At 71.2% G+C, this 24,503-nt stretch carries 21 protein-coding genes and 3 pseudogenes; 12 read left to right on the top strand and 12 right to left on the bottom strand.

Going from position 1 to position 24,503, the window contains the following annotated elements; translation table 11 throughout:
* Nucleotides 1–174 precede the first annotated feature (174 nt).
* Together ACZ6N8_RS25245 and ACZ6N8_RS25240 are read right to left on the bottom strand one after the other, a co-directional pair.
* Entirely contained in the window at nucleotides 175–663 is a 489-nt protein-coding gene (locus tag ACZ6N8_RS25245; protein WP_466012992.1) for an SDR family NAD(P)-dependent oxidoreductase, read from the bottom strand.
* Between the two features lie 117 nt (nucleotides 664–780).
* A complete protein-coding gene (locus tag ACZ6N8_RS25240) occupies nucleotides 781–1,704 on the bottom strand; it encodes an NADP-dependent oxidoreductase (RefSeq protein WP_466012991.1) in 924 nt (307 codons plus the stop codon).
* Between the two features lie 91 nt (nucleotides 1,705–1,795).
* On the opposite strand from ACZ6N8_RS25240, the pseudogene ACZ6N8_RS25235 reads away from it, so the two are divergent.
* Nucleotides 1,796–2,733, top strand: a pseudogene (locus ACZ6N8_RS25235) (AraC family transcriptional regulator).
* Nucleotides 2,734–2,816: 83 nt separating this feature from the next.
* A complete protein-coding gene (locus ACZ6N8_RS25230) occupies nucleotides 2,817–2,990 on the top strand; it encodes a hypothetical protein (protein ID WP_364375911.1) in 174 nt (57 codons plus the stop codon).
* Between the two features lie 645 nt (nucleotides 2,991–3,635).
* On the opposite strand, the pseudogene ACZ6N8_RS25225 reads toward ACZ6N8_RS25230, so the two are convergent.
* The 3 genes and pseudogenes from ACZ6N8_RS25225 to ACZ6N8_RS25215 all read right to left on the bottom strand — a co-directional run.
* Nucleotides 3,636–4,859 (bottom strand): annotated as a pseudogene (locus ACZ6N8_RS25225) (RNA polymerase sigma factor); the annotation flags it as partial.
* A complete protein-coding gene (locus tag ACZ6N8_RS25220; protein ID WP_466012990.1) occupies nucleotides 4,856–5,212 on the bottom strand; it encodes a YciI family protein in 357 nt (118 codons plus the stop codon). The gene ACZ6N8_RS25220 and the pseudogene ACZ6N8_RS25225, both read right to left, overlap by 4 nt.
* Nucleotides 5,213–5,375: 163 nt before the next feature.
* A complete protein-coding gene (locus ACZ6N8_RS25215) occupies nucleotides 5,376–6,275 on the bottom strand; it encodes an alpha/beta hydrolase (protein WP_466012989.1) in 900 nt (299 codons plus the stop codon).
* Nucleotides 6,276–6,350: 75 nt separating this feature from the next.
* On the opposite strand from ACZ6N8_RS25215, the gene ACZ6N8_RS25210 reads away from it, so the two are divergent.
* Entirely contained in the window at nucleotides 6,351–6,806 is a 456-nt protein-coding gene (locus tag ACZ6N8_RS25210) for a MarR family winged helix-turn-helix transcriptional regulator (protein ID WP_466012988.1), read from the top strand.
* 107 nt (nucleotides 6,807–6,913) lie between these two features.
* Here ACZ6N8_RS25210 and ACZ6N8_RS25205 read toward each other — a convergent pair whose 3' ends face one another.
* Nucleotides 6,914–7,240, bottom strand: a complete 327-nt coding sequence (locus ACZ6N8_RS25205) for a DUF6331 family protein (protein WP_466012987.1) — start codon at nucleotides 7,238–7,240, stop codon at nucleotides 6,914–6,916.
* A 129-nt stretch (nucleotides 7,241–7,369) separates the two neighbouring features.
* A complete protein-coding gene (locus ACZ6N8_RS25200; RefSeq protein WP_466012986.1) occupies nucleotides 7,370–7,993 on the bottom strand; it encodes a hypothetical protein in 624 nt (207 codons plus the stop codon).
* A gap of 147 nt (nucleotides 7,994–8,140) precedes the next feature.
* Here ACZ6N8_RS25200 and ACZ6N8_RS25195 point away from each other — a divergent pair.
* A pseudogene (locus tag ACZ6N8_RS25195) lies at nucleotides 8,141–8,458 on the top strand (transposase); the annotation flags it as partial.
* 46 nt (nucleotides 8,459–8,504) lie between these two features.
* Here ACZ6N8_RS25195 and zwf read toward each other — a convergent pair.
* Nucleotides 8,505–9,998 (bottom strand): glucose-6-phosphate dehydrogenase, encoded by a 1,494-nt coding sequence (gene zwf, locus ACZ6N8_RS25190; protein ID WP_466012985.1) that lies wholly within the window; start codon nucleotides 9,996–9,998, stop codon nucleotides 8,505–8,507.
* Between the two features lie 879 nt (nucleotides 9,999–10,877).
* Between zwf and ACZ6N8_RS25185 the strand changes: the two genes are divergently transcribed.
* The gene (locus ACZ6N8_RS25185) at nucleotides 10,878–11,105 is read left to right on the top strand and encodes a WCX domain-containing protein (RefSeq protein ID WP_466012984.1); all 228 of its coding nucleotides are present in this window, start codon (nucleotides 10,878–10,880) and stop codon (nucleotides 11,103–11,105) included.
* Here the strand turns inward: ACZ6N8_RS25185 and ACZ6N8_RS25180 are convergent.
* Both ACZ6N8_RS25180 and pdxR read right to left on the bottom strand, forming a co-directional pair.
* Nucleotides 10,998–12,290 carry an MFS transporter gene (locus ACZ6N8_RS25180; RefSeq protein ID WP_466012983.1) on the bottom strand — a complete coding sequence of 431 codons (1,293 nt, stop codon included), beginning with the start codon at nucleotides 12,288–12,290 and terminating at the stop codon, nucleotides 10,998–11,000. The genes ACZ6N8_RS25185 and ACZ6N8_RS25180 overlap by 108 nt on opposite strands.
* Nucleotides 12,291–12,403: 113 nt before the next feature.
* On the bottom strand, nucleotides 12,404–13,879 hold the full coding sequence (gene pdxR / locus ACZ6N8_RS25175; RefSeq protein WP_466012982.1) for a MocR-like pyridoxine biosynthesis transcription factor PdxR: 1,476 nt from the start codon (nucleotides 13,877–13,879) through the stop codon (nucleotides 12,404–12,406).
* A gap of 29 nt (nucleotides 13,880–13,908) precedes the next feature.
* Between pdxR and ACZ6N8_RS25170 the strand changes: the two genes are divergently transcribed.
* From ACZ6N8_RS25170 to ACZ6N8_RS25145, 6 genes are all read left to right on the top strand, one after another.
* Nucleotides 13,909–14,517 (top strand): LysE family translocator, encoded by a 609-nt coding sequence (locus ACZ6N8_RS25170; RefSeq protein ID WP_466012981.1) that lies wholly within the window; start codon nucleotides 13,909–13,911, stop codon nucleotides 14,515–14,517.
* A gap of 12 nt (nucleotides 14,518–14,529) precedes the next feature.
* Nucleotides 14,530–15,213, top strand: coding sequence for a B3/B4 domain-containing protein (locus tag ACZ6N8_RS25165; protein WP_466012980.1), 684 nt, complete (start codon nucleotides 14,530–14,532; stop codon nucleotides 15,211–15,213).
* A gap of 159 nt (nucleotides 15,214–15,372) precedes the next feature.
* The gene (locus ACZ6N8_RS25160; RefSeq protein ID WP_466013030.1) at nucleotides 15,373–16,365 is read left to right on the top strand and encodes an MsnO8 family LLM class oxidoreductase; all 993 of its coding nucleotides are present in this window, start codon (nucleotides 15,373–15,375) and stop codon (nucleotides 16,363–16,365) included.
* A gap of 106 nt (nucleotides 16,366–16,471) precedes the next feature.
* Entirely contained in the window at nucleotides 16,472–17,278 is an 807-nt protein-coding gene (locus tag ACZ6N8_RS25155; RefSeq protein ID WP_466012979.1) for a Rossmann-fold NAD(P)-binding domain-containing protein, read from the top strand.
* A gap of 198 nt (nucleotides 17,279–17,476) precedes the next feature.
* Nucleotides 17,477–17,956 (top strand): hypothetical protein, encoded by a 480-nt coding sequence (locus ACZ6N8_RS25150; protein WP_466012978.1) that lies wholly within the window; start codon nucleotides 17,477–17,479, stop codon nucleotides 17,954–17,956.
* Between the two features lie 310 nt (nucleotides 17,957–18,266).
* Nucleotides 18,267–19,331 carry a trypsin-like serine peptidase gene (locus ACZ6N8_RS25145; RefSeq protein WP_466012977.1) on the top strand — a complete coding sequence of 355 codons (1,065 nt, stop codon included), beginning with the start codon at nucleotides 18,267–18,269 and terminating at the stop codon, nucleotides 19,329–19,331.
* 116 nt (nucleotides 19,332–19,447) lie between these two features.
* Here ACZ6N8_RS25145 and ACZ6N8_RS25140 read toward each other — a convergent pair whose 3' ends face one another.
* Nucleotides 19,448–19,957 (bottom strand): hypothetical protein, encoded by a 510-nt coding sequence (locus ACZ6N8_RS25140; protein ID WP_466012976.1) that lies wholly within the window; start codon nucleotides 19,955–19,957, stop codon nucleotides 19,448–19,450.
* A gap of 256 nt (nucleotides 19,958–20,213) precedes the next feature.
* Between ACZ6N8_RS25140 and ACZ6N8_RS25135 the strand changes: the two genes are divergently transcribed.
* Nucleotides 20,214–21,110 carry a hypothetical protein gene (locus ACZ6N8_RS25135; RefSeq protein WP_466012975.1) on the top strand — a complete coding sequence of 299 codons (897 nt, stop codon included), beginning with the start codon at nucleotides 20,214–20,216 and terminating at the stop codon, nucleotides 21,108–21,110.
* A 50-nt stretch (nucleotides 21,111–21,160) separates the two neighbouring features.
* Here ACZ6N8_RS25135 and ACZ6N8_RS25130 read toward each other — a convergent pair whose 3' ends face one another.
* Nucleotides 21,161–24,328 (bottom strand): BTAD domain-containing putative transcriptional regulator, encoded by a 3,168-nt coding sequence (locus ACZ6N8_RS25130; RefSeq protein WP_466012974.1) that lies wholly within the window; start codon nucleotides 24,326–24,328, stop codon nucleotides 21,161–21,163.
* Nucleotides 24,329–24,503 lie beyond the last annotated feature (175 nt).

The raw sequence follows: 24,503 nt of genomic DNA, 5'->3' as shown, positions 1-24,503 counted from the left end.
GACCCCTCCTCACGCTCAGAGAGAGCGACTCTCACATCCCGGGGCTACGCCCAACATCATTTTGTTAGGGGTGGTAAGTCGGAAAGGTTCGACCTCGTCACCGGCTGAACGGCGGCGGGCCCGGCCTGGACAGTGAGACCAGGCCGGGCAACGCCAGGAGGCCGCGGAGAGCCGTCAGCTGTGCTGCGGGATGTCCGTCGTGTACGCCAGCTCGCGGCCCGCCTCCACGTCGGAGGTCAGCGCGTCGATGCGGGCCTTGGCCAGCGAGTAGGAGTCCGAGCCGAGCAGTTGGTGCAGAGGAGCCTTACCCGAGACCGCCACCTCGATGATGGCGGTTGCGGCTCGGACGGGGTCACCGAGCTGGGTGCCCGGCATCGCCAGGTGCGCCTCGGTCATCTTCCGGATCGACTCGTAGCCGGACACGGTGGTCGGCGGCAGGCCAAGGGAGTGCGTACGCAGAAAATCGGTCTGCATGTAGCCGGGCTCCACGAGGTTGACCTGCACGCCGAAATCGCCGACTTCCGCGGCCAGTGACTCGGTCAGCCCTTCGAGGGCGTACTTTCCGGCGCAGTAGAGACCCCAGCCCGGGAAGGAGGTCAGACCGAGGATCGAGGAGATGTTGATGATGTGACCGCTGCGCTGGGCGCGCAGGGACGGCAGCACCGTGCGATGTCCTTGATCGCGTCGCGTGGTAGCCACGAGGGCGCTTCCGACCGCGAGCGCGCCCGTCTGGAGCCACCTTGATCATCCGGAAGGCGGAAGTGGTGGTCAGGGACTCCTTCACGGCATGAGGATGGTCTTGCCCCGGGTGTTGCCCGCCTCGGCCTCGCGATGCACCGCAGCCAGGTCGGCGAGCGGGCGGGACGAGTCGATATTCAGGCGGACCGTGCCGGCGTCGACGAGTTTCACCAGTGCGGCGAGGTGGTTCACGTCGTTGCGGGCGACCATGTGCATTGCGCTCACTGAGGCGTTGGCGGACGGCACGATCGGGGTGGCGATTGAGACGATGACACCACCGGGCCGAACCAGCGGTATCAGGGCTGCGGCCTCCGAGGGGTTGATCGCGACGAGATTGAGGACGGTGTCGACCGGTTTGTCCACCGCATCCTTCACGGGTGCGGCGCTGTAGTCGATTATCTGGTCGGCGCCGAGTTGGCGGACCGCAGCTGCGCTGCGCGGGCTTGCCGTGGCGATGACCTGCGCCCCGGCGTGCTTGGCAAGCTGGACGGCGAATCCGCCTACGCCGCCACCCGCGCCGTTGACCAGTACCCGCTGCCCGGGCGTTATGCGGGCATGGTCGAACACCGCCTGCCATGCGGTGAGGCCGGCGACAGGGATGGCGGCGGCGTTAGCGAGCGGGATGGCGGTGGGTGCCGGGACAAGGGTGTCGGCTGGGGCGGCCACGTACTCGGACGCTGCGCCCCCGCCGTCGAGCCGGCCGACGACTCGGTCGCCGACGGCGAGCGTGTGCACCTTGCTGCCGATCTCGATCACGGTGCCGGCCACATCCCAGCCGAGCGTGTACGGCAGATTCAGCGGGAGGACGGAACGCAGCAGCCCGGAACGTAGCGCCGTCTCGGACGGATTGAACGAGGACGCGGCGACCTGGACCAGCACCTCACCCGGGCCGGGCACCGGGCGTGGGACGTCTTCATATCGGATGACTGACGCGTCACCGTACTCATGTATTCGTGCGGCTTTCATGCCACCGAACATATGGAGCCAGCTGACGACGAACCATGTGTGCTGGTCCTCGATTGATACTCGATCGTCTTCACGTAGGTACTGTCGCTGGATGGACGTGCTCAGTGACGTGATCCGGTCATGCGTACCGGTCAGCCGCGATCAGCGCGGGTGGTGTGGCGTGCCCCGTGGGCGCAGCGATTCGCCTCGGTGCCGGGAAGCGCCGGCTTTCAGGTGATCCTGCAGGGTCCGTGCTGGCTCGTTCCGCCGGCCACCGACCCCGTGTCGCTGACCGTCGGGGACGTGGTGTTCCTGCCGCACGGGCGGGGGCACGTGCTGGCCGACAGCCCGTCGACCCCGGTGGCCGCACCCGCCTGCGACCCGAACGAATCGCAGTTCCTCCAGCGCTACTCAACCGCCACCGTGGGCGAGCCCGCCGGTACCTATGGCCCTACCACCGTGACGCTCTGCGGCGCATACGAACTGGATCCAGCCCGCGCACATCCGCTCCTGAACGACCTGCCCGAACTCATCCACCTCCCGGCGCACCTCGGGCGCCACCCCGAGTTGCGCGCCACCGTGGACCTGCTCGCCGCCGAGTTGGAACGACCTCGCCTCGGCACCGACGCCATCGTGCCTGCCCTCCTCGACACGCTCCTGCTGTACATCCTGCGCGCCTGGTTCGACGAGCAGCCCGCACGTGGGGCCACCACAGGTTGGGCGGCGGCACTCAATGACCCGGCCATCACGGCCGCGCTGCGGGCCATGCACCGCGACCCCGCGCAGCCCTGGACGGTAGCGACTCTGGCCGCTGAGGCGGGGCTGTCCCGGGCACCATTCGCCAGGCGCTTCACCACCCTCGTCGGCCAGCCGCCGCTCAGCTATCTGACCTGGTGGCGGATGACCACCGCGGCTCGGCTGCTCCAAGGGTCCGACGCGCCGCTGAGCGCCGTCGCACACAGGACCGGCTACACGTCGGAGTTCGCGTTCGCCAACGCGTTCAAACGCCAATACGGCACTGCACCCGGCAGGTACCGGAGAGCCGCGTAACAGCACCGACGGTTCCCGCTCAGGGGACCGCCGGCTCGCGGGCCCGACGAGCGGCAGGCAGGAAGACGACGGATACTCTCCTGATGACTGGACCGGATCTCGACCCCGATCAGTATCCTCCCATCGACCCGCGTGAACCGGTGCCCGACGACGCGAGCGTCCTTCTGCCTGGCGCGCCGGACGAACTGCCCGAGGCCCCGGCCGAACCGAGGCTGGACGACGGTGGCAACGCCGGCGGCGTGCGCGAGCCGGCATAGATCCGTCCGCGCCTGGATCGACCCGTGCCCACAACGGCGGACACCCAGAGCTCCGCGGCTTCGCCAGCGGCCTGTCCTGGCGGCTGCAAGCGGTAACCGCCGCGCCCCCGGTGCGTTCCGGGTCTCTCAGTGGATGTCGGGGGTGTGGCGTTCCTCGGCGCAGAGCGCATCCAGTCGTTGCAGCGTCTCGGTCATGCTGGTGAGCCAGATGCGGCCGCCGTCCATCGACTCCCGCCGGTCCTCGGGCACGTGGGAACAGTCATAGATCTCGGTCACGACGGTCGCGTCCGGCCCGTCGGGGGTCAGCTCGTAGGTCCAACAGTGCCCCCAACTCCCGGGCGTCGTGCTGCCGGGTGTGGTGTCCGGGTGGCCCCGGCCAGGTTCGGGCCTCCAGCCGATGCGGCGGTCCGCCTCGTACTCGATGACGTGGTTGTCCATCTCGTAGTCGCCGTACGGCGGGTAGTGCATTCTCATCACGAACACGTCACCGACGGCCGAGACCACCTGGTCCGAGACGGCGCCCCGCAGCATTCCGGAGCCGTCGATGTCGTTGTGTCGCCGTGGATCCGCGAGGATCCGGAAGATGTCTGCCGCCGGCGCGGCGATCCGCCGGGACACCGACACGAGCCCGCGACCGGACACTGCGCGCTGCACCTCGGCGAGCCGTTCGGCGAGGAAGGCGCGTTCGACGCCGTTGTCGGTGAGGGTCATCGCCTCGTGGTACGCGTCGGCCGCCTCTGCCCACCTGTGGAGTTGCCGCAGGAAGTCGGCGCGGGCGGCGCTGAGGTAGCCGTAGGTGGCCAGCACCGGCTCGGCGAGCAGCGGTGTCAGCGCGTCCAGGCCGGCCTGCGGACCGTCGCGCATCCCCACCGCCACGGCTCGGTTGAGTTCGACCACGGGGGAGGGCCAGAGGTTGAGCAGGACGTCGTACAGTCCGACGATCTCCACCCAGTCGGTCTCCCGCCAGGTCGGCGCCTCGGTGTGCACGGCGGCGATCGCGGCCTCGACGGCGTACCGCGTCGGCGGCTGGCGGTGCAGCGCACCGGTCAGCAGCGCGACGCCCTCGCTGATCAGTTGGGTGTCCCAGCGCCCGCGGTCCTGCTCGGAGAGCAGTTGGAGCCGCCCGGTGGCGGACAGGCGGCTGTCGGCGCGCGCGTGGACGAGCAACAGCAGCGCCAGCAGGGCACTGATCTCGGCGTCGTTCGGCATGAGCAGGTGCAGCATCCGGGCGAGGCCGATGGCGCTGTCCACGAGGTCCCGCCGGACGAGGTGCGCGCCGGTCGGCGCCGTGTGACCGGTCGTGAAGATCAGATGAATGACCTCCAGGACGGCGTTGACGCGTGCGGCAAGGTGGTCGGGTGACGGCACGCGGTACGGGATACGGGCGTTGGTGATCTTCTTCTTGGCCCGGGTGATCCGCGCGGCCATGGTGGGCTCCGGCACCAGGAATGCGCGGGCCACCTCGGCCGTGGACAGGCCGCACACGAGCCGCAGCGTCAGCGCGACCTGGGCGTCACGGGACAGGGCCGGGTGACAGCAGGTGAACACGAGCCGCAGGCGGTCGTCGTCGAGACCGTCCTCGGGCCCGGCTACCACCTGATCGGGTACGAGCAGCGGTAGGGCTCGGCGCATCGCCGACTCCCGCCGCAGCACATCCCGTGCCCGGTTGCGAGCGGCTGTCGTGAGCCACGCGCCGGGGCGATCGGGGACGCCGATCTGCGGCCAGGTCCGCAGCGCCTGGGCGTAGGCGTCCTGGGTGCACTCCTCCGCGAGGTCGAGATCGCGGGTCAGGCGTGCCGTCGCCGCCAACACGTGCGCCCAGTCGCGGCGGTGCGCCTGCGCGACCGCCGCGACGACCTCGGCGCTCATCCGTGCTCGACAACCGGACGGATCTCCACCCCGCTGTGCCCGGCGGAGACCTCGTAGAGCTGCGAAGCCAGCTCGATCACCTCGTCGAGGTCCGCTGCTTCGATCAGGTAGTAGCCGCCCACCGCCTCCTTGGTCTCCAGGAACGGGCCGTCGGTGATGGCCAGTCGACCGGCCGGGTCCGTGCGCAGGGTGGTCGCGATCGTCGCCGGCTCGAGTTGCCGGCCGTCGAGGATGGCCGGCCCGGCCGCGGTGGTGAAGGCGCGGTGGGCCTCGTCGCGCTTCTGCAACTCCGGCGGTGGCATCGCGGCCCACTGCCGCTCGTCGCCGTGGATGAGGATCAGATACTTCGCCATGTCCCGTGTCCCGTCGTCTGGAGCCCGGTCGGACCCACCTACCTTTCCGACGAGTCAGCCTGGTCGTCCATCGACAGCCGAGCAAACATTCTTGGTACGGGAAGATGCGCCACCGCCCCTACGGTCCAGGGGCAGGTCGGTAGGAATGCGCTTCTGACAGCGCTCAGGGGGTTTGTAGTCGCTGCGTGATGAACAGGGCGGCGCGGTCCAGGGCGTGGTCGGCTTCGTCGAGCTGGCCGATGAAGGACTGGAAGACGTGCGGAACGCCCGCGGTGATGTCGAGGATGACGTCGACCTCGGCGTCGCGGGCGCGTTTCGCGAGCCGGACCGAGTCGTCGAGCAGCAGTTCGTTCGTGCCGACCTGCAGCAGGATCGGCGGGAAACCGGTCAGGTCGGCGAGCACGGCGGGCGCGGCGAGCTCCTGGTTGGGGTCCTGGTCGCGGAGGTAGAGCCCTGCCGTGTGGGCCATGCCCTGCCGGGTGAAGAACGGGTCGACACCCTCTTTGGTGTCCATCGACTCGCCCGTGCGGGTGTGGTCCAGGCCGGGCGAGAACGCGACCAGCGCGCCCGGCAGAGGCAGCCCGGCGTCTCGGGCGGCGAGGGTGGTGGTCACCGTGAGGCCACCACCGGCGGAATCGCCCACGAACGCGATCGACTCGGCGGCGATGCCGCTGTGGAGCAGGGCTTGATAGGCCGCGAGGCAGTCCTCGATCGCGGCCGGGAACGGGTTCTCCGGGGCCAGCCGGTAGTCGAGGGAGAAGGCCCGCACTCCTGTGCGCGTGACCAGACTCGCGGTCAGACCCATCGCGGTCTGCGGAGATCCGAGCGCGAACGAGCCGCCGTGAAAGTACAGGATCGTGCCCGGGCGGGTTTCGCCCTCCGGTTCGACGAGCACCGCCGGACGGCCGCCCAGGCTCAGGTTCGAGGTCCGCGCCTGAGGAACCGGGAACAGTGCCATGAGCGCGGCGAAGTTTTCCCGCATCGTCTCGATCGGCTCAGGCACGAAGTCCTTCGGCCCGTTACCCAGCCTGGCGCTGATTGCCGCTCGCTGTGCCCTGCTCATGTCTGTGCCTCCCACTGGCGTAAAATAGATGCCGTGGAAGCTAATATACCTGCCACGGCATCTTCTTCCGGTGCCGTGTCCGGCACACTCGCCCAGGTCTTCAGTGATCTGGTCCGCTGTGAGACCCGGCTCTACAACGCCTTGAACGAGACGTTGCGTCGGAAACACGGCATCGTGGCTTCGCAGTTCGAGTTTCTTCGCTACCTCCGTGACCATCCTGGATCGCGGGTCGCCGATCTCGCCGAGTTTTTCGCGATCGGGGTCGGAGCGACGAGCAAGGGTGTGGGACGGCTCGAGGCCCGAGCCTGGGTACGGCGGGTGCCGAACCCCGCCGACGGCCGGTCATTGCTGTTGGAGTTGACCCCACAGGGCGCGGAAGTCGTTGATGACGCCGAAGACACCTTTCAGGAACACCTGGCCACGCACATCGGCCTGTCGATCGCCCCGGCCCAGATCGCAGAACTCGGTCGAGCGCTGACACGGCTACGCGCCACCATGGAGCGCGGCGGTGTCGGCACGCCCGTCGGCTGAAGACCACGACAAGGCACTGCCGGGTAGGCCGCCGTCACAACGGACGCGACCAGAGGGTCCGGAGCGAACTGTGCCGCGCCGACACGGATTTCCGGCGCCCTGACCGCTCACGACGCATCGCCGGCCGCCAGTCCCGCTTCAAGGGCGGCCAGGAATTCCAGCAACTGACGCCGGGCGGCGTAGTCGTGCGTACGGTGGTTCAGGAATGTCGACGTGACGTGGTGCGAGCGGTCCTCGACCACCTCGATCAGCTCGGCGAGCTGAAGCCGAGCCTCGACCACCGTGCTTGACCCCACTCGACGACACCACGCCTCGAGAAGGGCCGAATCGGTAGAGACGGCGTCGATCCCGCAGCACCCGCGGACACACTCGACCTCGCAAAAGACGATGCACGTGCGCAGGGGCGACGGTATGTCGACCGACACGTCCACCATCTCGTCAGCCTCACTCATTCTCGGCAGGTGCACGGACACGATCACGCGATGTGGTCGACACGGCATGGCCGCGTCGTGCGTGCTGACAAGCTCGTACAGTCGCTCGGGGCTGCCCAGCGGGCGGATCCCTTAGAACAGCCTGCCCCGCTTTCGCTCGTTCGGACGGCGGATCGCTCGGTTGTCGGGTCGCATGTCCCACTGCAACCACTCGTTGGGCAGGGGCAGGCCGACGAACGTAACTTCCGGCAAATTGCTGACATTGGGTGCCTCCCGGAAGGGGGTGCCACCGCCGAAGCGCGCGGTGGCATCGGCGGACCCCACCACGTTCAGTTTGCGGTCCACCAAGTGGCGATACTTGACGATCCTGCCACCGCGCACGACGCCGAAGAAGTGATTCCAGTTGTCGTCGGTGTCGCCCCTTCTAGCGTCGAAATACACCACCGCGTCGATTGCCGACCAAGGCTCCAGCACCGCGGGGGTGTCGCGGTCGACCTGTCCCAGGTGCACCCCGCGCGAGTCGATGAGGACAATGCTCCGGCGCTCCAGGATCCCTCGGACGCGAGGACCGCCGGCGAGGGCGAGGGCGAGGGCGCATAAAGCAGCCACCACAAGCTCCATGAAGCTGAGTTGTCTCCAGTTGAGGACACCCAGGACGACGACCGGCAGGATCAGGACGACGAGCATGAGCAGGGTGTACGCCGACGCTGCGCCGAAGCGGACTTCGTACGAACCCGGCTCCCGTGTCGTTACCACGGGTGACATTCTACGAGAGGGCTGCTGGCCCGGCGAGGGTCCGTTATGGATGGCCGTAGATCATCGGCGGGCGCAGGGCTGATTGACGGCGAGAAGCTCAAGAGCTGTGTATAGAACTGGCTGAAGTTGGGTCGATCACCGAGCAGAGGGTTCGCCGGCCGTCTGGTCGACTGGGCCCGTGACACGCTGCGCACCACCTTGGAGATCGTGCGCAAGCCCGCCGGCCAGCAGGGGTTCGTCGTGCACCGTCGCCGCTGGGTGGTGGAGCTGACCCTGGCCTGGCTGACCGCCCACCGCCGGCTGGCCCGCGACTACGAAACCCGCCCCGCCACTTCGGAAGCCATGATCCGGTGGGCCGCCATCGCCGGCATGCTCGGCCGCCTCACCCGAGGCGGACCCGCCACCCGCCAACAACCCCGGACCTTCAACACACCCGACCGACAGACATGCGAAACGCTCTCTTAGACCGTCGACGCCGCCCGCCCACAGCCCGAAACCCCACAACGCCGTGTCACGCGGAGTTGCGCCACTTGCGGCCGTGCCGGCCGATCAGCCGGTCGGCGTCGGTCGGGCCCCAGGAGGCGGCCTCGTAGGTGGGGATCGGCGAGTTGTCCTTCTCCCAGTTGTCGATGATCGGGCCGACGATCCGCCAGCACTGCTGCACCTCGTCGCTGCGGATGAACAGCGATGCGTCACCGACCAGCGCGTCCAGCAGCAGACGCTCGTACGCCTCCGGGGACTCCTCGGCGAACGTCTGGTCGTAGGAGAATTCCATAGTGGCGGTGCGGACCCGGAAGGAGTGGCCCGGCACTTTGGCACCGAAGCGCAGCGAGATGCCTTCGTTCGGCTGGATCCGCAGGATCAGCGCGTCAGCGTCGAGGCCGGTGAGCTGGTCGGTCGGGATCGGCAGGTGCGGCGGCCGCTGGAACTGCAGTGCCACCTCGGTGAGCCGGGCCGGCAGGCGCTTGCCGGTGCGTACGTAGAACGGCACCCCGGCCCAACGCCAGTTGTCCACGTTGAGCCGCATGGCGGCGTAGGTCTCGGTCCGCGACAGGGGGTCGACGCCGGCTTCCTCGCGGTAGCCGGCCATCAGGTCCTCGCGGGTGCCGCCCCGGGTGTACTGTCCCCGGACCGCCGCCTCGGCGATGTCCCGGTCGGTGGGGAGCCGGATCGCCTGCAGCAGCTTCACCTTCTCGTTGCGCAGACCCTCGGCCTCGAATGAGGCCGGTGGCTCCATCAGTGCCAGCGCGAGGACCTGGAGCACGTGATTCTGCACGATGTCCCGCATCGCGCCCGCGTCCTCGTAGAAGCCGCCGCGGCTGCCGACGCCGAGGGTCTCGGCGACGGTGATCTGCACGTGGTCGACCCAGGAGCGATCCCAGATGGGCTGGAAGATCGAGTTCGCGAAGCGCAGCGCCAACACGTTCTGGACGGTGTCCTTGCCCAGATAGTGATCGATACGAAAGACCTGGTGCTCGTCGAACGCGCTGTGCACCACGCCGTCCAGCTCGCGGGCCGTGACCAGGTCGCGCCCGTACGGCTTCTCGATGACCAGGCGGGAGAAGGAGCCTTCGCGTGGCTGGTTGAGCCCGACACCGGCCAGTCCGTTGATCACCGGTTCGAAGGCCCCGGCCGGTGTGGACAGGTAGAAGAGCCGGTTGCCGGACGTGCCCCGCTGTGCGTCCAGCTCGTCGAGGGTCTCCACGAGCCGCTTGTAGGTCTCCGGATCGTCGTAGCCGCCGGCCACGTACCGCACGCCGCCCTGGAGCTGGCGCTTGCTGGCGAGGGTGCGTTCGCCGAGGACGCTCTCGGCGAACTGCTCGTCGGTCATCGACGTGCGCGCGACGCCGACCAGCGCGAACTGGTCCGAAAGCCGCTCGTGGCGAGCCAGGCTCTCGACTGCGGGCAGCAACTTACGCCGGGTCAGGTCACCGGAGGCACCGAAGATCACCAGCGTGGCCGGCGGGGCACTCCGCTCCTGGATGAGCTGAGATGCGTGGTCCATGGTCTGCGTTCCTCCGGGCACAAGGGGTGTGGGTTGAGGGCTGCTGTCACGCCAGGAATTGTGCGGGGGTTGGCGGTAGTGGCCGGGCCACGCGGCGTGGCCCGTTGGTCGCGGAGCTTGAGCCTCGCACGCCGGGCTCACGGGTAGGCGACTCGGTGACGATTCGGTGTGGTCCGCCGGCGTACGAGGTGGTGATACGAATGATCATGGCCAGGCAACCGGCGGAGGTCAATGGGCTCGCCGACGGCGACGCCGGGGATCGCCAGGCTGCGGCCGCGGCGTGACGGCGGTCCGCTCGTCCTCGCCGCGCCTGCCAGACCCGCCTGTCGTCGAGCACGATTTTGATGGGATCCAGCGCCACCGCCGCTACTGGTTCCGCCGGCCGCCGCCATTGTCGTACTCCGCTTGACGGGTTACCCAGGCCTTGAGGGTGCCCTGTACCGCCCTTGACGCGGACTGTCACGACGGCCGGTCTGTGAGGCCTCGGCCTCTTGCCGATGTCCGGGTTCCTGTCAGCTCCAGTCCCTTCCATCCTCGGCCCACACGTCCTGGTCGACTGGTCGAGGCCTTGCTGCAGCCACGTGATGCGCCGAGCGTGTTCCTCGGGTGCCCCGAAGGACGACTCCACGCGGAGGGCCTGCTCGGAGTAGGGGAAGGCGTCGACGCGTTCGCGGACGAGATCTTCGTCGAGATCCGTGGCCTGACGCCGCTTCCGGAACCGGGTCGTTGCCTCGTCGGGAGTCACGAAGAACTCAACAATCCACAGCGGCGCAGAGGAGTCGGCTAACGCCTCCAGCAGGCTGGCGCGCCGGTCACGGCGCGCGTAGGTGCATTCGAGGAACTGTCAACGCCGACCGGGTTGGACGTCAACGGACGAGCATGGACACCGGCGGACCATCCGGCAGCTCAGAACCTGTGAAAGAGCAGGTCAGTGAACCGTGTTGGTTGCCTGAGGGCCAAGGGCTCGTCGAGTCGCTCACCCACGCCCGCGGTGACCTGCTACAGCTCGGCGCCGACGTGGAGGTCCTCGCCCCGGCCGCGCCGCGCGACCGGCTCGCGCGCACCGCCGCCGCGCTGGGCGTCCTCTACCGCCGGCCGTCGGGCTGACCCGCGGCGCAGCACTGCGGCACCGGCGACCGCGCCGAGGGCCTGGCAGGCGGCGACGCCGAGGAGCAGGACGGCCGCGCCAGCGCCGGTGGTGGCACCGGCGAGCGCCGCGCCGCCTGCCGCGGCGGTGGTCTTCAGGCCGGCGCCGAGGGTGAAGACCTGGGTGTGCACCGCCGGTGGCGCCTCCTGGTCACGTACTGCCAGCACGCTGCAGAACAGCGGCCCGCTCAGGACGCCGACCAGGGCGAAGAGCGGCAGCGTGGCCCAGACCGTCGGCATGGCCGGTACGAGCGCGAACGGCACCGCAGTGGCGAGCAGGCTGGCCAGGACCACCCGTTCGGGCGGCTGCGAGCGGATCGGGTAGCGGGCCCACCAGAGCGAGCCGACCAGCCCGCCGGCCGACGCCACCGCCAGGAACAGGCCGGTGTACGACGGGTGCCGGAACTGGCCGGCGAGCAGCGCCGCGGCCACCGGCAGGGCCCCGATGCCCAGGTAACCGATGCTGCTGGCCAGGGTCACGGCACCGAGCCGGCGCCGCCGCCACAGCAGCGGCACGGCGGCCAGCGGCGTGGCCCGGCCGGACCCGTCGTGGCGGTACGCGCGCGCCGGCCGGTCCCGGATGGGCAGCGTCGACAGCACCAGGACGCCGACGGCCACCAGCGCGACCAGCACCGCCGTCGCGGCGGTCGCCCCGGCGAACCCGGCGGTGACCGCCGCGATCCCCGGCCCGGCGATGCCGGCCAGGTTGTAGGACATCGCGTCGAGGCCGAACGCCTTGTCCAGCCGGTCGGGTACCAGGTCGCGCAGGAGGCTGGTCAGCCCGCCCAGCATGACCGGTGCGAGACTGCCGGCCAGCACCACGAGCGCCACCGACAGCGGCCGGGAGGCCGTCGCCAGGGCCACCGCGGCGAGCAGCGCGCCGCCGTACCCGAGCAGGGTCAGGAGGTAGAAGAGTCGGCGGCGGCGGACCCCGTCGGCGATCGCGCCCACCACCGGCCCGGCGACGACGTGAGGGATCATCAGCGCCGCCACGAGCACCCCGCCGTAGGCGGCACTGCCGGTCCGCTCCATGGCCAGCAGCACCAGGGCCACGCGGGCCCCCTCGTCCGCCAGCCGCACCAGCACCGCTCCGGCGGCGTACCGGCCGAGCACCCCCCGCGCCCGCGCCCCGTCCCCACCCGTCACCATCCCACCCCCCTACCCATCCGCCTCCCCACGCACGCCCCGCGTCGATCAAGAGGCTCGCGTCGGTGTCGACCTCCTCGGCGAACGGGCTGGAGGCGGTGGGGTAACCGAGGTCAGGGGAGGGTCTGGCGGGCGACGGCGAGGGTGGCGAGGGCACGCTCGATGTGGTGGGGCGGGTTGGCGGCGTAGCCGAGGACGAGGCCGGGTGGTTGCGGGCGCTGGGCGTGCCAGGACAGCGGCTGTACCTTGACGCCCCGGCGCAGGGCCGCCGCGGCCAGTGCCGTGTCGTCGAGGTCGCCGGGGAGGGTGACCAGCAGGTGCAGGCCGGCGGCGGCGCCGTGTACCACCGCCCCGGGCAGGTGGGCGCGGACCGCCCGGATCATCGCGTCCCGGCGGCGTACGTGCCGGTGGCGCAGCAGTCGCAGGTGGCGTTCCAGCGCCCCGGAGGCCATCAGCTCGGCCAGGACGAGCTGCGGCAGGGCGGCGTTGCCGAGATCCGCCATCCGCTTGGCCGCGACCAGGTCGGCGTGCAGCCGCGGCGGGACCAGCACCCAGCCGATCCGTAGCGCCGGGGCCAGCAGCTTGGAGACGCTGCCGGTGTAGCAGATCCGGTCGGGCAGCATGCCGCGCAGCGCCGGCACCGGCGGGCGGTCGTAGCGGTGTTCCGCGTCGTAGTCGTCCTCAATGACCAGGCCGCCCCGCTCGGCCCAGCGCAGCAGTGCCCGCCGCCGGTCGCCGTCGAGCACCACTCCGGTCGGGAACTGGTGCGCGGGGGTCAGCATCACCGCCGGGGCGCCCCCGGCCGCCAGCTGGTCGACCCGCAGGCCCTGGGCGTCGACCGCCACCGGCGGGGTGTCCAGCCGCCAGTTGTTCAGGTGCTGGCGTACGCCGAGCGAGCCAGGGTCCTCCACGGCCACAGTGGACACGCCGTCGGCGTGCAGCAGCTGGGCGAGCAGGCCGAGCGCCTGGGACACCCCGGCCACCACCACCACTTCGGCCGGGTCCACCCGGATGCCCCGGTTGCGGGCCAGCCAGGTGGCGACAGCGAACCGCAGCGCGGGTGTACCGGACGGGTCGCCGTACCCGAAGTCGGCGGGCGCAAGGCGGTGCAGCACCGCGCGTTCGGCGCGCAGCCAGGCCGCGCGGGGAAAGGCCGCCAGATCGGGTACGCCGGGCGTCAGGTCCAGCTCGGCCGGGGCGGTGCGCAGCGCGTCGAAGACCGTGGTGTCCGGCCGGTCGGCGAACACCTCCGGCGGGCGGCGGGGGACGGGCGCGCGGTGGACCACCGCGGCCGGCGTGGCCACCACGACGGTGCCGGCCCGGCCCCGGCCGACCACGTGCCCATCCTCGGTCAGCCGCTGGTACGCCTCCGTCACCACGCCCCGGGAGACGCCCAGCTCGACCGCGAGCACCCGGCTGGCGGGCAACCGGGCGCCTACCGGCACCCGCCCGTCGGCGATCGCGGCGCGTAACCGCCCGGCCAGCCAGGCGGCGCGGCCACCGGGCGGGGCCTCGCCGACGTCCAACTGGAGGAAGTCGGCACCGGCCGTTATGGACCCGCGTTCGTCGCCTTGTTTGGCCCTGTCCACGGGGCCATTATGGCCGCAGGCTGGACCGCATGAGCATCGCCTTCCTGCTGACCGCCCTGGTCGTGACGATCACCCCGGGGACCGGAGTGATCTACACCCTCTCCACCGCACTGGCCGCCGGCCGCCGGGCCGGGCTGCTCGCCGCCGTCGGCTGCACGGTCAGCCTGCTTCCGCACCTCGCCGCCGCCGTCACCGGGCTGGCCGCCGTGCTGCGGGTCGGCACTCCGGCGTTCCGGGTGGTGACCTGGCTCGGTGTGGCGTACCTGCTCTGGATGGCCTGGTCCGCGCTGCGCGACCGGGGCCCGCTGCCGGTCGACGACGGGCGTCCACCCGCACCGGCCGCACGGGTGATCCGTGACGGGGTGCTGCTGAACCTGCTCAACCCGAAGGTGACAGTGTTCTTCGTGGCCTTTCTGCCGCAGTTCGTCCCACCGGACACGCCGGACGCGACGCTCGGGATGCTGCTGCACGGCACCGTCTTCGTGCTGGTCACGCTCGTGGTCTTCGCCGGCTTCGCCCTGCTCGCCAGCGCGCTGCGCCGCCGGGTGCTGGCCCGGCCCCGGGTCACCGCCCTGCTGCGGCACGGCTTCGCCGCCAGCTTCCTCGCCCTCGGCCTCGGCCTGGCTCTCACCGCCTGATCGGAGACCTCGTTGCGTTTCCACCATTCCCCCCACGTCTGGTCGACCTTCCCCGAGCTGAGCTGCGGGGTGCTGCACGCCACCGGACTCGACGGCACCGTCGAGGTGGGATACCGCCTCGACCGGTACGCCGACACGGCCCGGGCCCGCCTCGCCGGCGGCCCGGAGAGCGGCTTCCCGGAGATCCAGGCGTGGCGGCGTGCCTTCGGCCGGATGGGGTTGGCGCCGACCCGCTACCGGTGCGCCGCCGAGTCGCTGCTGCGCCGTCTCCGCCGCGACGGTGAGCTGCCCCGGCTGCACCCCCTGGTCGACCTGGGCAACGCGCTCTCCCTCGCCTACGCGGTCCCGGTGGCCGTGCTCGACCTGGCGCGGATCGGCGGCGACCTGACGGTGTGCCGGGCCACCGGGGCGGAGACGTACCTGACCCTCGGCGGGGAGACGGAGCAGCCCGAGCCGGGCGAGGTGGTCTTCGCCGACGCGGCCGGCGAGGCGCACTCCCGGCGCTGGACCCACCGGCAGAGCGGCGCGTCGGCGGTGCGCGCCGGGACCGACGAGGTGCTGGTGGTCATCGAGGCGATGCACGCGGGCGGGGCGGCCACGGTGCGGCGGATGCTCGCCGAACTGGCCGACGCCCTGCCCGTGCCGTCGCGGACCGCGCTGCTCACGGCCGACGCCCCGGAGTTCGCGTTCGCGTAGGCCCGTTGACGGTGCTGCCGGCCCGGCACGGGGCGGCGGCCGGCAGCACCGTGGCGATCCCCGGCGCCATCTCGTACCGATGCCGCGCTCGCCCCATCCCCGAGGAACCGGGTATGCGCCGGGAACAACCCCGGGTTCAGCCATGCTGGACCTGTGGTGATGGACAACGGCCTGCGCGTGTCACTGCTGGACCGGTCCCGGACCCGCGCCGGCGAGGCCGACTCCGAGGCGCTCAGGGGTACGGTGGGACGTGCGGTGCACGCCGAACGGCTCGGGTACGACCGTTTCTGGGTCGCCGAACATCACAGCGTCCCCGGGATCGCCGGAGCGGCCCCGGCGGTGTTGCTGACCGCCGTAGCCGGTGCGACGAGCACCATCCGGCTCGGCTCGGCCGGGGTGATGCTTCCCCACCACCAACCGCTCGTGGTCGCCGAGCAGTTCGCGACGGTGTCCGCCTTCGCCCCGGGCCGGATCGACCTGGGACTGGGCCGCTCGCCGGGGTTCACCGCGCCCGTGCGCCGTGCGCTGCGGCAGACCGACGGCGATTTCGCCGCGGACCTCGCCGAGCTGCACGGGTTCCTCAACGGGACGGCGGAGGTCACCCTGCACCCGCAGCCGCAGGGACAGGTGCCGCTGTACGCGCTGGCCACCGGAAGCGGCCTACAGATCGCGGCCGAGCTGGGCCTGCCGGTGATCGTGGGCGGCCCCCTCCTGGGAGTCGGCGGGGACCCCGCACTCGGGTTGGCGGCCCTGGCCGAGTACCGGCGCGCGTTCCGACCCTCGTCGCAGCAACCGGAGCCGTGGGTGGCGGTCAGCCTCGACGTGCTGATCGCCGACACCGCCGGGGAGGCCGCGGACCTGCTGCTTCCGGAGGCATGGGCAATGGCGCAGAGTCGGACCACCGGGGTGTTCCCGCCGCTGGAACCGGTGCAGGTGGCCCGGTCCGCACCCCGCACCCCGCGCCAGCAGGAGCACCTTGAGCAGACCGCGGCGAGGGCGATCAGTGGCACGCCGGCCCAGGTGGAACGTCAGCTCGCCGAGCTGCTCGACCGCACCGGGGCCGCCGAACTCGTCGCCTCCGGCAGCACCTTCGACCGGGCCGCCCTGGCCGTGTCGGATGCCGAGCTGGCCGCTCTGTTCGGGCGGCCGTGACCGATCACCAGGGAACTCCGGCGCGTCGCGCTCGACGTCTGGTGCGGCGCGCGCCGGTCACTGCCGTCGACCACCTCATTCATGGAGCCAACAGGAGGATCGCACGATGCGGCATGCGAACTCGACCGGGACCGACGTGATCCGGATCCTGGTGACCGGGGTCCGTGGCAAGACGGGACTACCGCTGGCGACGTCACTCGCGGCTCGGCAGGGCGTCGAGGTGCGCGGCGGCAGTAGTGATCCGTCCGCCGTGGACATCGTCGGCGTACACCCGGTTGCCTTCTCCTGGGACGAGCCCGCCGGGTGGGCGGCGGCGACCGATGGCGTCGACGCCGTGTACGTGGTCCGGCCGGATCGCGTGGACGCACCGGAACTCGTCGGGGCGCTCGTGGCGGGGACCCCACCCTCGACCCGGGTGGTCCTGCTGTCCGACAAGGACGGCGGCCACCCGGGCTCCGATTTCCCGGCAGGCTGGGCGCCGAGCGTCGAGCGCGTGGTACGCGGGAGTGGACGGCCCTGGACGATCCTGCGGCCGGGTTGGTTCATGCAGGTCCTCACCGACCCGCGCTTCTACGCCCACCAGATCGCCGACGCGGGGGAGTTGCCGTTCCCCAGCGGCGACGCCGCCATGGCCTGGATCGATGCCTGTGACATCGCGGCGGTCGCCGAGCGGGCGCTGGTCGAGGACGGGCACGCCGGTCGGACGTACCAGCTCTCCGGACCGGAGAGCCTGTCGTTGCCACGTACCGCGGAGTTGCTCTCTGCCGCTGTGGGACATCCGGTGATCCACCGGGACCTGACCATAGACGAGGCCGTGGCCGGGACAGAGGGCTTCGAACGAGACCTCAACAGGTTGACGTTCGAGCGTGTGCGCGCCGGCGGTTTCGCGGAGGTGACCGATACCGTCGCCTAGGTCACCGGCACGGCGCCGAAGACGGTGCGGGATTTCCTCTCCGCGAACGCACAGGCCTTGCGACGTACGGGCCGCTGACGCTCCGCGCCGTCACCGTCGCGGTGCCCTCCCGTCGCACCATCCGGCAGCGCGGCGGGGGTGCCGAGACCTCGAGCGTGGGGGTGCGTGGACAGCCGACGGCCAGGCAGAATTCGGCTGGTGACGATCACCAACTACCGGGAATTGTTCGCCACCGTCCGCATGCGGCCGAAGATGTGGCTCATCCGCGGGGATTTCGCAAGCGTCGCGGCCTTCGTCGAAGGGTGCAACCAGGCGAACGCCCGGACTCTGTTGATCGGCTTCCAACCGTGGCTGGTGACACGGGCCGGCTGCCTCGACAACCACACCTGGTGGAGCATCGTCGCCTACCTGACCGAACCCATCGGCCTCACGAACGTCCGCACCATGGACCCGGACCTGGACGCCCGTACCGTCGAGACCCTGTTCGACCTGCTCGACGAGTTCCTGGAGCTGCGCGACGAGCATGACGGCCTGAGCCGCATCTTCGCTGCGCACGAGCGGTGGCGTCGCCTCCGCGATCAGGACGGGTGCAGCGCCACCGACGGACACGCCTGCCCCACCGTCGCGTGGCCCAGAGCCGCCAGCCGGATCAGGGCCCACACCGACGACATCCATTGAGGCTGGTCAGCCGCCCGTCGTGTCCCACCCAGGTGGAGACGGAACGACGGACGCTATGACATAGATGAGATTAGATGTCTTGCGTCGTCTCAGGTATGAATGCCGAAGGCACGTCCCGGTGCTGATTCCTGAGAAGGAGCGACGGATGCATCATGCCCTGCGCCGCCTACGAACCGGAGCGGTCGCGCTCGCTGCCTGCACACTTGGGCTGAGCCTGCTGTCGGTACCCGCCGCCGAGGCGTACCCGGTTGTCCCTCTCGCCCCGCAGTCCGAGCGGGCGCCGGAATCGAACCAGTTTTCGGCAGAGGGCGTGACCACCGTCGGTGAACTCCGTACCGTCGACAGCTCCCTTTCCTACGCCCCCAACGGCGGGACACAGATCATTCAGCACCCCGGTGCCACCTACGTCAAGGTGCATTTCAGCGCGCTGCGACTGGCCGAGGGCGACTACGTCACCGTGTCGAGCCGCGACGGCAAGGAGAGCTACAGGTACGACCGCCACCTGAACCGGGGGACCGGTTCGGACTACACCACCGACGGACAGCCGGGGTTCTGGGCGATGTCGGTGGAGGGCGACACCGCCGTGGTGACACTGCACAGCAGCCGCCCCTCACGTGGCAGCGCCGCGACCATCGACAGGTTCTGGCGCGGATACGACCGCACGGAGATCGCCGCGCACAACTTCTCCACCCAGTCCGTGTGCAGCACCGACGCCCGCAGGGACGTGGTCTGCTACCAGAACAGCCACCCCACCGAGTACGCCCGCGGCCGGGCGGTGGCGCGGCTGTTGATCAGCGGCGGTGGACTGTGCACCACCTGGCGGGTCGGCAACACCAACCGGATGCTGACGAACAAGCACTGCTTCTCGACGCAGTCCGCCGTGAGCGGCAGCGAGATGCAGTTCAACTACCAGTGCGCCACCTGCGGCGGGGCGAATCCCGGCGCCGGCACCAAGGTCAGCGGTGCCACCCTCTACAAGGTGAGCAGCGGCGGCTCCAGCCAGCTGGACTACACCCTGTTCTCGGTCAACAACTTCGCCGCCATCCAGGGGTTCGGCACCCTGTTCCTGGCGACCACCGCCACCAGCAACGGCACCCGGATCTATGTCCCGGGGCACGGCGACGGCAGCCCGAAGCGGCTGTCGATCTACGAGGACGCCCAGAACGGCCCGACCTGCGCGGTCCGGAACGCGAACTACAACACCTGGAACATCAGTTACAGCTGTGACACCTCCGGCGGCAACTCGGGTTCACCAGTGCTGGACGCCAGCCACCGGGTGATCGCCCTGCACCACCTGGGTGGTTGTCCGTCGAACCAGGGCGCGAAAGCGCACCTGATCTACAACGAGATCGCCAGCCTGATCGACAACGGCTGAGACGGTGGGCCGCCGACGCGCGCTCTGCGCCTCGGCGGCCCACCTGCATCCTCGACGCCGGACGACCCCGTACGGCGGTGCGGTCAGAGAGACTGGCCGTTTCTGCCCCGTAGCGACTAGGGCAACCACCACGGTGCGAAGTACGGCGCCGACGCTCCCTCGTTCGAGAAGGACCATCCGCCCGCCGGAGCGCTCTGCAGCCTCACGACGACGTTCGCCACGTACGCCGAGCTGACCGGCCGGAAATCGACGTCGCTGTACCAGGTCCTCCCGTTCGGGGCGCAGAAGTCCGACGCGTTGTCGGTGTAGGTCACCACCACGCTGTTCTGGTAGGTGACGACCATCTGGACTCGGACACACTCGCCGGACGCGTTGTTGATGTAGATGCGGCCGAGCAGCCGAGGCTCCCAGGTGCCGTTGACCAGATCCCACTCCAGCCGGCCGTCAGCCTTGGGATCTCCGGAGATGTTGCCCAGGTCGCCGTCGCCGAAGTCGAAGTGTGGCTGGGTGATGGAGAACCTGTCGGTCCGTTGCACCGCGGCCTGCGCCGGGCTCGCCCCGATCAGCCCGAGTGCGCACACCACGGGCAACACCAGGAGCCGGGTGGCGGTTCTGCTGAATCGCATGTCGTTCCTCCTCGATCGCGCCGCGGCCTCTGCGCGGCGTTCGTCATCGAGTCTCGGCAGGGGCGTCAGGGTCACGTCACGATCCGCTCCGGGTGGCCGCTCGGGGCCGGCTCACCATGACGCCACCGTGAGGTCCGACCGGACCATCGGTGATGCCCGGCCTGAGTGGGCCGGCGACACCGACCTCGCCCGACCCGCCGGGCGGGCGAGATCGACCAGAGCCTGACCCGGACGGGTCGGCGAGCGAAGGAGCGACATGCGCACAATGGACATCGCACGACGGACTGTGGCAGGAGCGGTCGCTGTCGCGCTGTGCACGGCGGCTGGGGCAGCCGCGCCGGACCGGCCCGCCCACGCGGGAGGCCTCGCACCGGTACGGGTCGAGGAGGCCAGCGAGAGCGACGGGAGCGGGACCAAGGTCGTCACCGCGACCTGCCCGGGAGCGCGATCCGTCTTCGCGGCGGGCGCCCGGATCGTGAACGGAAACGGCGGGGTCGTGCTGACCGCGATGGAGCCCGATGCGGAACTGACCACGGTGACCGTCACCGCGAAAGCCCGCACGGGGCACGCGAGCGCGTGGTCGGTGGTGGCCTACGCCACGTGCGACTGGTCGACGAGCCCGCCGGTGCGGGCGACGGCCACTGTCGGATCAGCGTCAACGGTGGAGGTGAACTGCCCGGGCAGCACAAGGGTGGTCGGCACCGGCTTCCGCTTGGAAGGACCGGTGGACCAGACGTACGTCGACGAGGTCGGCTTCGGCCCCGGACTGCGGACGGTGCGGGTGCATGCGGGCGGCGACGTCGAGCCGGCGAGCCTCACCGCCGTCGGAATCTGCAAGGAGCCCACCCAACCGACCGGGCCGCCCGGCGAACGCGTCGAGGCCGCCAGCGGGTACGACGGCACGTGGCCGAAGACGGTCGTCACCGCGGACGCCGGCCCGGCCGCCCACGTGTACGCCGTCGGCGCCCGCGTGACGGGCGCGGGACCGTTCTTCCTCAGCGCGATCGTCCCCGGCCCGAACCTGCGGCAGGCGGGCGCCGAGGGCGTTCGGGCGAGCCAGTTGCCGGGGGCGTCCGCCGCCCGGGACGATGCCGCGGGCGACGGCGAGGGATCGCTCGCCGTATCCGTTCTGACGATGGCAGTCTTCCACTGACGGTGCCGTTCGCTGACCGGCGACCCGGGGCCGGTGGCGGTCCCCGCCGGTCAACGCCCGCGATCGGACGCCGGGTTCCGCCGGCCGTTGCGAGCGGCCGGCGGGACCCGGCGAACGGTGGCCTGTGGTTGTCGGCCCGGCCGGGCCGGCGCGAGGATGATCTCGTCCGGCGGGTGTACTCCGATGGCCCGCATCGCCTCGCGGTACCGGGCGAGTGCCCGGCGTGCTTCGCCGTGCTGGCCGCCGGCGACAAGCGCGCGCACCAGCGCCCGGTGCGCCGGCTGATCGTACGGATCCCGTTCGAGGAGCCGCAGCAGGTACGGCACCGCCGCCGCCGGGTCCGCCGTGGCGTGGCTGACCTGGGCCAGCATGCGCAGGAGGCCGAGGTACGCGGCCCGCGCCTCCTCGCGCAGCGGGCCGGACCAGTCGGCGTACGGCTCATCCTCGAACGCGTCGGCGCGGTACTGCCGGTCGGCGGACAGCAGCACCGTGCGCCCCTCTACCAGCGCCCCTCGTTCCAGCAGGCGTCGCGCGTGCGCGACGTGCGCGAGGAACTCCTCGACGTCCACCCGCAACCGGCTGACGTCGAGCGCGATGCACGCCTGATCGGCGACGAGGAAATGGTCGGGCGCGAACGTCTTCGTCGGGTCGAACACCCCGCGGACGATCGAGAGCAGGACCGACAGTCGGTGGCCGGTGCGATCCGGGTCGTCGTCCGGCCAGAGGAGTTCGCACAGCTCGCCTCGTGGCACCGGCCTGCCACGCCTAGCGACGAGGATACGCACCAGGTCACGCGCCTTGCGGGACTGCCAGCGCGAGGCCGGCACCGGTTGGCCGTCGAGATGCACCTCGAACCGGCCGAGGGCCCGGATCACGACCCGCTGGTAGACCGGCCCCGCGCCCGGCGCCCACCCGCCGAAGCCGCTCGCCGTCCGATCCACCAGGGCGCCGGCGAGGGCGACCTGCTCGCCCGCGAGCAGACCGGCCAGCCGATCGTCGATGTCGGCCCCGGGCAACCGCCCGAGCAGGACGAGCAGCCGGGCCGCCTCGACCGCCGCACCGGCCCGGGTCCAGATGGCGTACCCCTCGCGCAGCGCCTCGCGGGCGCGCCCGAGGTCCGGCTCGGCCGCAGCCCTCAGCTCGAGCGCGTCGGCCAACCCGGCCAGGTCGCCCTGAACGCGTGCGATGCGGGCCGCCTCGCCGGCGAGCACGGTGGCCCGGTCGGGCTCGGCCATCCGGAGCGCGACCCAGCCCTGGGCCAGCAGTGCCGGTACGACGATCTCGTCCCCGACGTCCCGAGCGGCCCGGTCGGCGTGCCGCGCGGCGGCCGCCACGTCGTCGTCCAGTCGCACCAGCGCCAGCCCCGCGAGCGCGGACACGAGGACGTGCACGTTGCCGGTCTCCTCGGTGACCCGGATCGTCTCCTCGTAGGCGGCGCGCGCCTGCTCACGCCAGCCTCGCCGCCGGTACAGCTCACCCAGCCCGAGTAGCGCGTGGATGAACCGGCGGGAGCCCTTCTGCTGGTAGAAGCCCAGCGCCGCCTCATACCGCCGCACCGCCTCGTCGTAACGGCCGAGCATCGCCAGCGCTTCCGCCTCGTTGCTGGTCGCGATGGCGCGCAGGCTCGGGGCGTCGGCAAGCGCGGCGTAGCGGGCCGACCGCTCGGCCGTCGTCAGCGCCTCGGCGAACCGGCCGGTACGCAGGAACTGGTGGGTGCGGTTGGTGTGGATCCGGGTGAGCAGCAGGACGTCGCCGATGCGTTCCGCGATCGGCAACGCCAGGGCGAAGTGCTCCTGGCTGCCCGCGATGTCGCCGGCCACACTGAGGCACAGGGCGACGCTGAGGTGGGTCGAGGCCAGCACGTCGTCCTGCCCGGCGCTGGTCGCGGCGGCCAGCGCCCTCCGCGCGTATGCGGTGGCGGTCCCGGTGTCGCCGGTCAGCAGGTGCGTGTGTGCCGTCCACGCGAGCAGCAGCGCCTGATCGGCGAGCGGCGCCGACCGGGCGAGTGGCCGGTCGAGGATCGCCAGGGCCGCCCGGGCGTCACCCCGCTGGTAGTGGATCCGACCCAGCCGCCAGGCCACGCCGGCGTCCCAGGTCTCCTCGGCGGCGGTGTCGTACTCGTGGGTGGCCGCGCCGAGGTCGCCGAGGGTGCGCAACGCGTCGCCGAGCAGCAGGCGCAGCCGCCGGCTGCGATGCCGTTCCGGCAGCATGCGGACCAGCTCGGTCACCGCGACGGAACGACCCGCCGCGATCATCCGATCGCCGTACGCTTCGAGCACCCGGGCGCCCGCGGCATGGTCGCCGGCCCGCAGGTACTCCCGGGCCGCGGCGACCGGCGGCCCGTGCGCGTCGTACCAGTCTGCGGCGGCGGCGGCCGTGTCGCGGATCTGCTCGGCGCTCGGTGTTCGGCGCCCGTGCCGGGCGGTCTCGACGACGATCGGCACGAGAAGCTCCTCGGGCGGCGGTGCGCCAGGCCCGGCCGCGGCTCGGGCCGGCCGGGTCAGCAGGCCGGTGCGGCGTAGCCGGTCGATGATGCGCGGGGCGCCGCGATGCCCGAGGGCACGGCACAGCCCCACACTCACCGGTGTCAGCGCACCTACCTGACGCAGCAGCCGGTGCGCTTCCGCCGGTAGCGCGGCCAGGACCTCGTCGGCGACGTAGCGCGCGATCGGCCCGCCGGGCTCACTGAGGATCGGGGCGAGCGGCCCGGACGGCACCCCACCCAGCCGCAGAGTCTCGGCCGACAGGTGGACGAGCGCCGGCCAGCCGCCGGTCGCCGCGTACACCCGGTCGGCGAGGTCCGGTGTGGAGAGACCGTACTCCTCGGCGATCAGGTCGGCGACCCGTTCCGGGGAGAGCGCCAGGTCGGCCGGGCCCAGCTCGGTCCAGAGGCCGCTGCCGAGCAGGCGGGTGGCCGGTGCCGGCAGGGGCCACCGCGAGGCGAGGACGACGGAGACGTCGTCCTCCCACCGCATGACCTCCTTGAGCAGGAGGTGCAACTGCTCCGCCGAGGTCGGCGGCAGGTCGTCGACCACGACCAGGCGGTCGCCGGCCGCGACGGCGTCGGCGACGAGCTGGCGTACGGGTGCCTCGTCCCCCCGGCACCAGTGGGCTTCCTCGCGGGGAAACCAACGGTGCAGCGCGGTGGTCTTGCCATAACCGGCGGCGGCCACGACGCAGTGGATTCCCCGCTGGTGGCCTGCCCGCAACGGATTCACCGCGTCCTCCCGGCCGTGCCGTGCGAATTCCGGACGACTGGCGTGCCTTCGTCTGTGGACAAGGGTTCACCGGCGACGCCGGGCCAGGCAAGACCCGCGTTGGTCGCGTACCCGATTCAGGGTGCGCGCGAGTGCCTGCGGTGCGGAGTGGGACCGCCGCATCAGGCTGACGTGC

The organism is Micromonospora sp. NPDC047521 (assembly GCF_055587305.1).
This window is presented reverse-complemented; position numbering and strand designations above follow the sequence as displayed.

Bases quoted from the DNA above. Each gene is read 5' to 3' on its own strand.
- ACZ6N8_RS25240 (WP_466012991.1), bottom strand. From the start codon at position 1,704: ATGAAAGCCGCACGAATACATGAGTACGGTGACGCGTCAGTCATCCGA.
- ACZ6N8_RS25230 (WP_364375911.1), top strand. From the start codon at position 2,817: ATGACTGGACCGGATCTCGACCCCGATCAGTATCCTCCCATCGACCCG.
- ACZ6N8_RS25220 (WP_466012990.1), bottom strand. From the start codon at position 5,212: ATGGCGAAGTATCTGATCCTCATCCACGGCGACGAGCGGCAGTGGGCC.
- ACZ6N8_RS25215 (WP_466012989.1), bottom strand. From the start codon at position 6,275: ATGAGCAGGGCACAGCGAGCGGCAATCAGCGCCAGGCTGGGTAACGGG.
- ACZ6N8_RS25205 (WP_466012987.1), bottom strand. From the start codon at position 7,240: ATGGTGGACGTGTCGGTCGACATACCGTCGCCCCTGCGCACGTGCATC.
- zwf (WP_466012985.1), bottom strand. From the start codon at position 9,998: ATGGACCACGCATCTCAGCTCATCCAGGAGCGGAGTGCCCCGCCGGCC.
- ACZ6N8_RS25185 (WP_466012984.1), top strand. From the start codon at position 10,878: ATGGACACCGGCGGACCATCCGGCAGCTCAGAACCTGTGAAAGAGCAG.
- ACZ6N8_RS25170 (WP_466012981.1), top strand. From the start codon at position 13,909: ATGAGCATCGCCTTCCTGCTGACCGCCCTGGTCGTGACGATCACCCCG.
- ACZ6N8_RS25160 (WP_466013030.1), top strand. From the start codon at position 15,373: ATGGACAACGGCCTGCGCGTGTCACTGCTGGACCGGTCCCGGACCCGC.
- ACZ6N8_RS25155 (WP_466012979.1), top strand. From the start codon at position 16,472: ATGCGGCATGCGAACTCGACCGGGACCGACGTGATCCGGATCCTGGTG.
- ACZ6N8_RS25140 (WP_466012976.1), bottom strand. From the start codon at position 19,957: ATGCGATTCAGCAGAACCGCCACCCGGCTCCTGGTGTTGCCCGTGGTG.
- ACZ6N8_RS25135 (WP_466012975.1), top strand. From the start codon at position 20,214: ATGCGCACAATGGACATCGCACGACGGACTGTGGCAGGAGCGGTCGCT.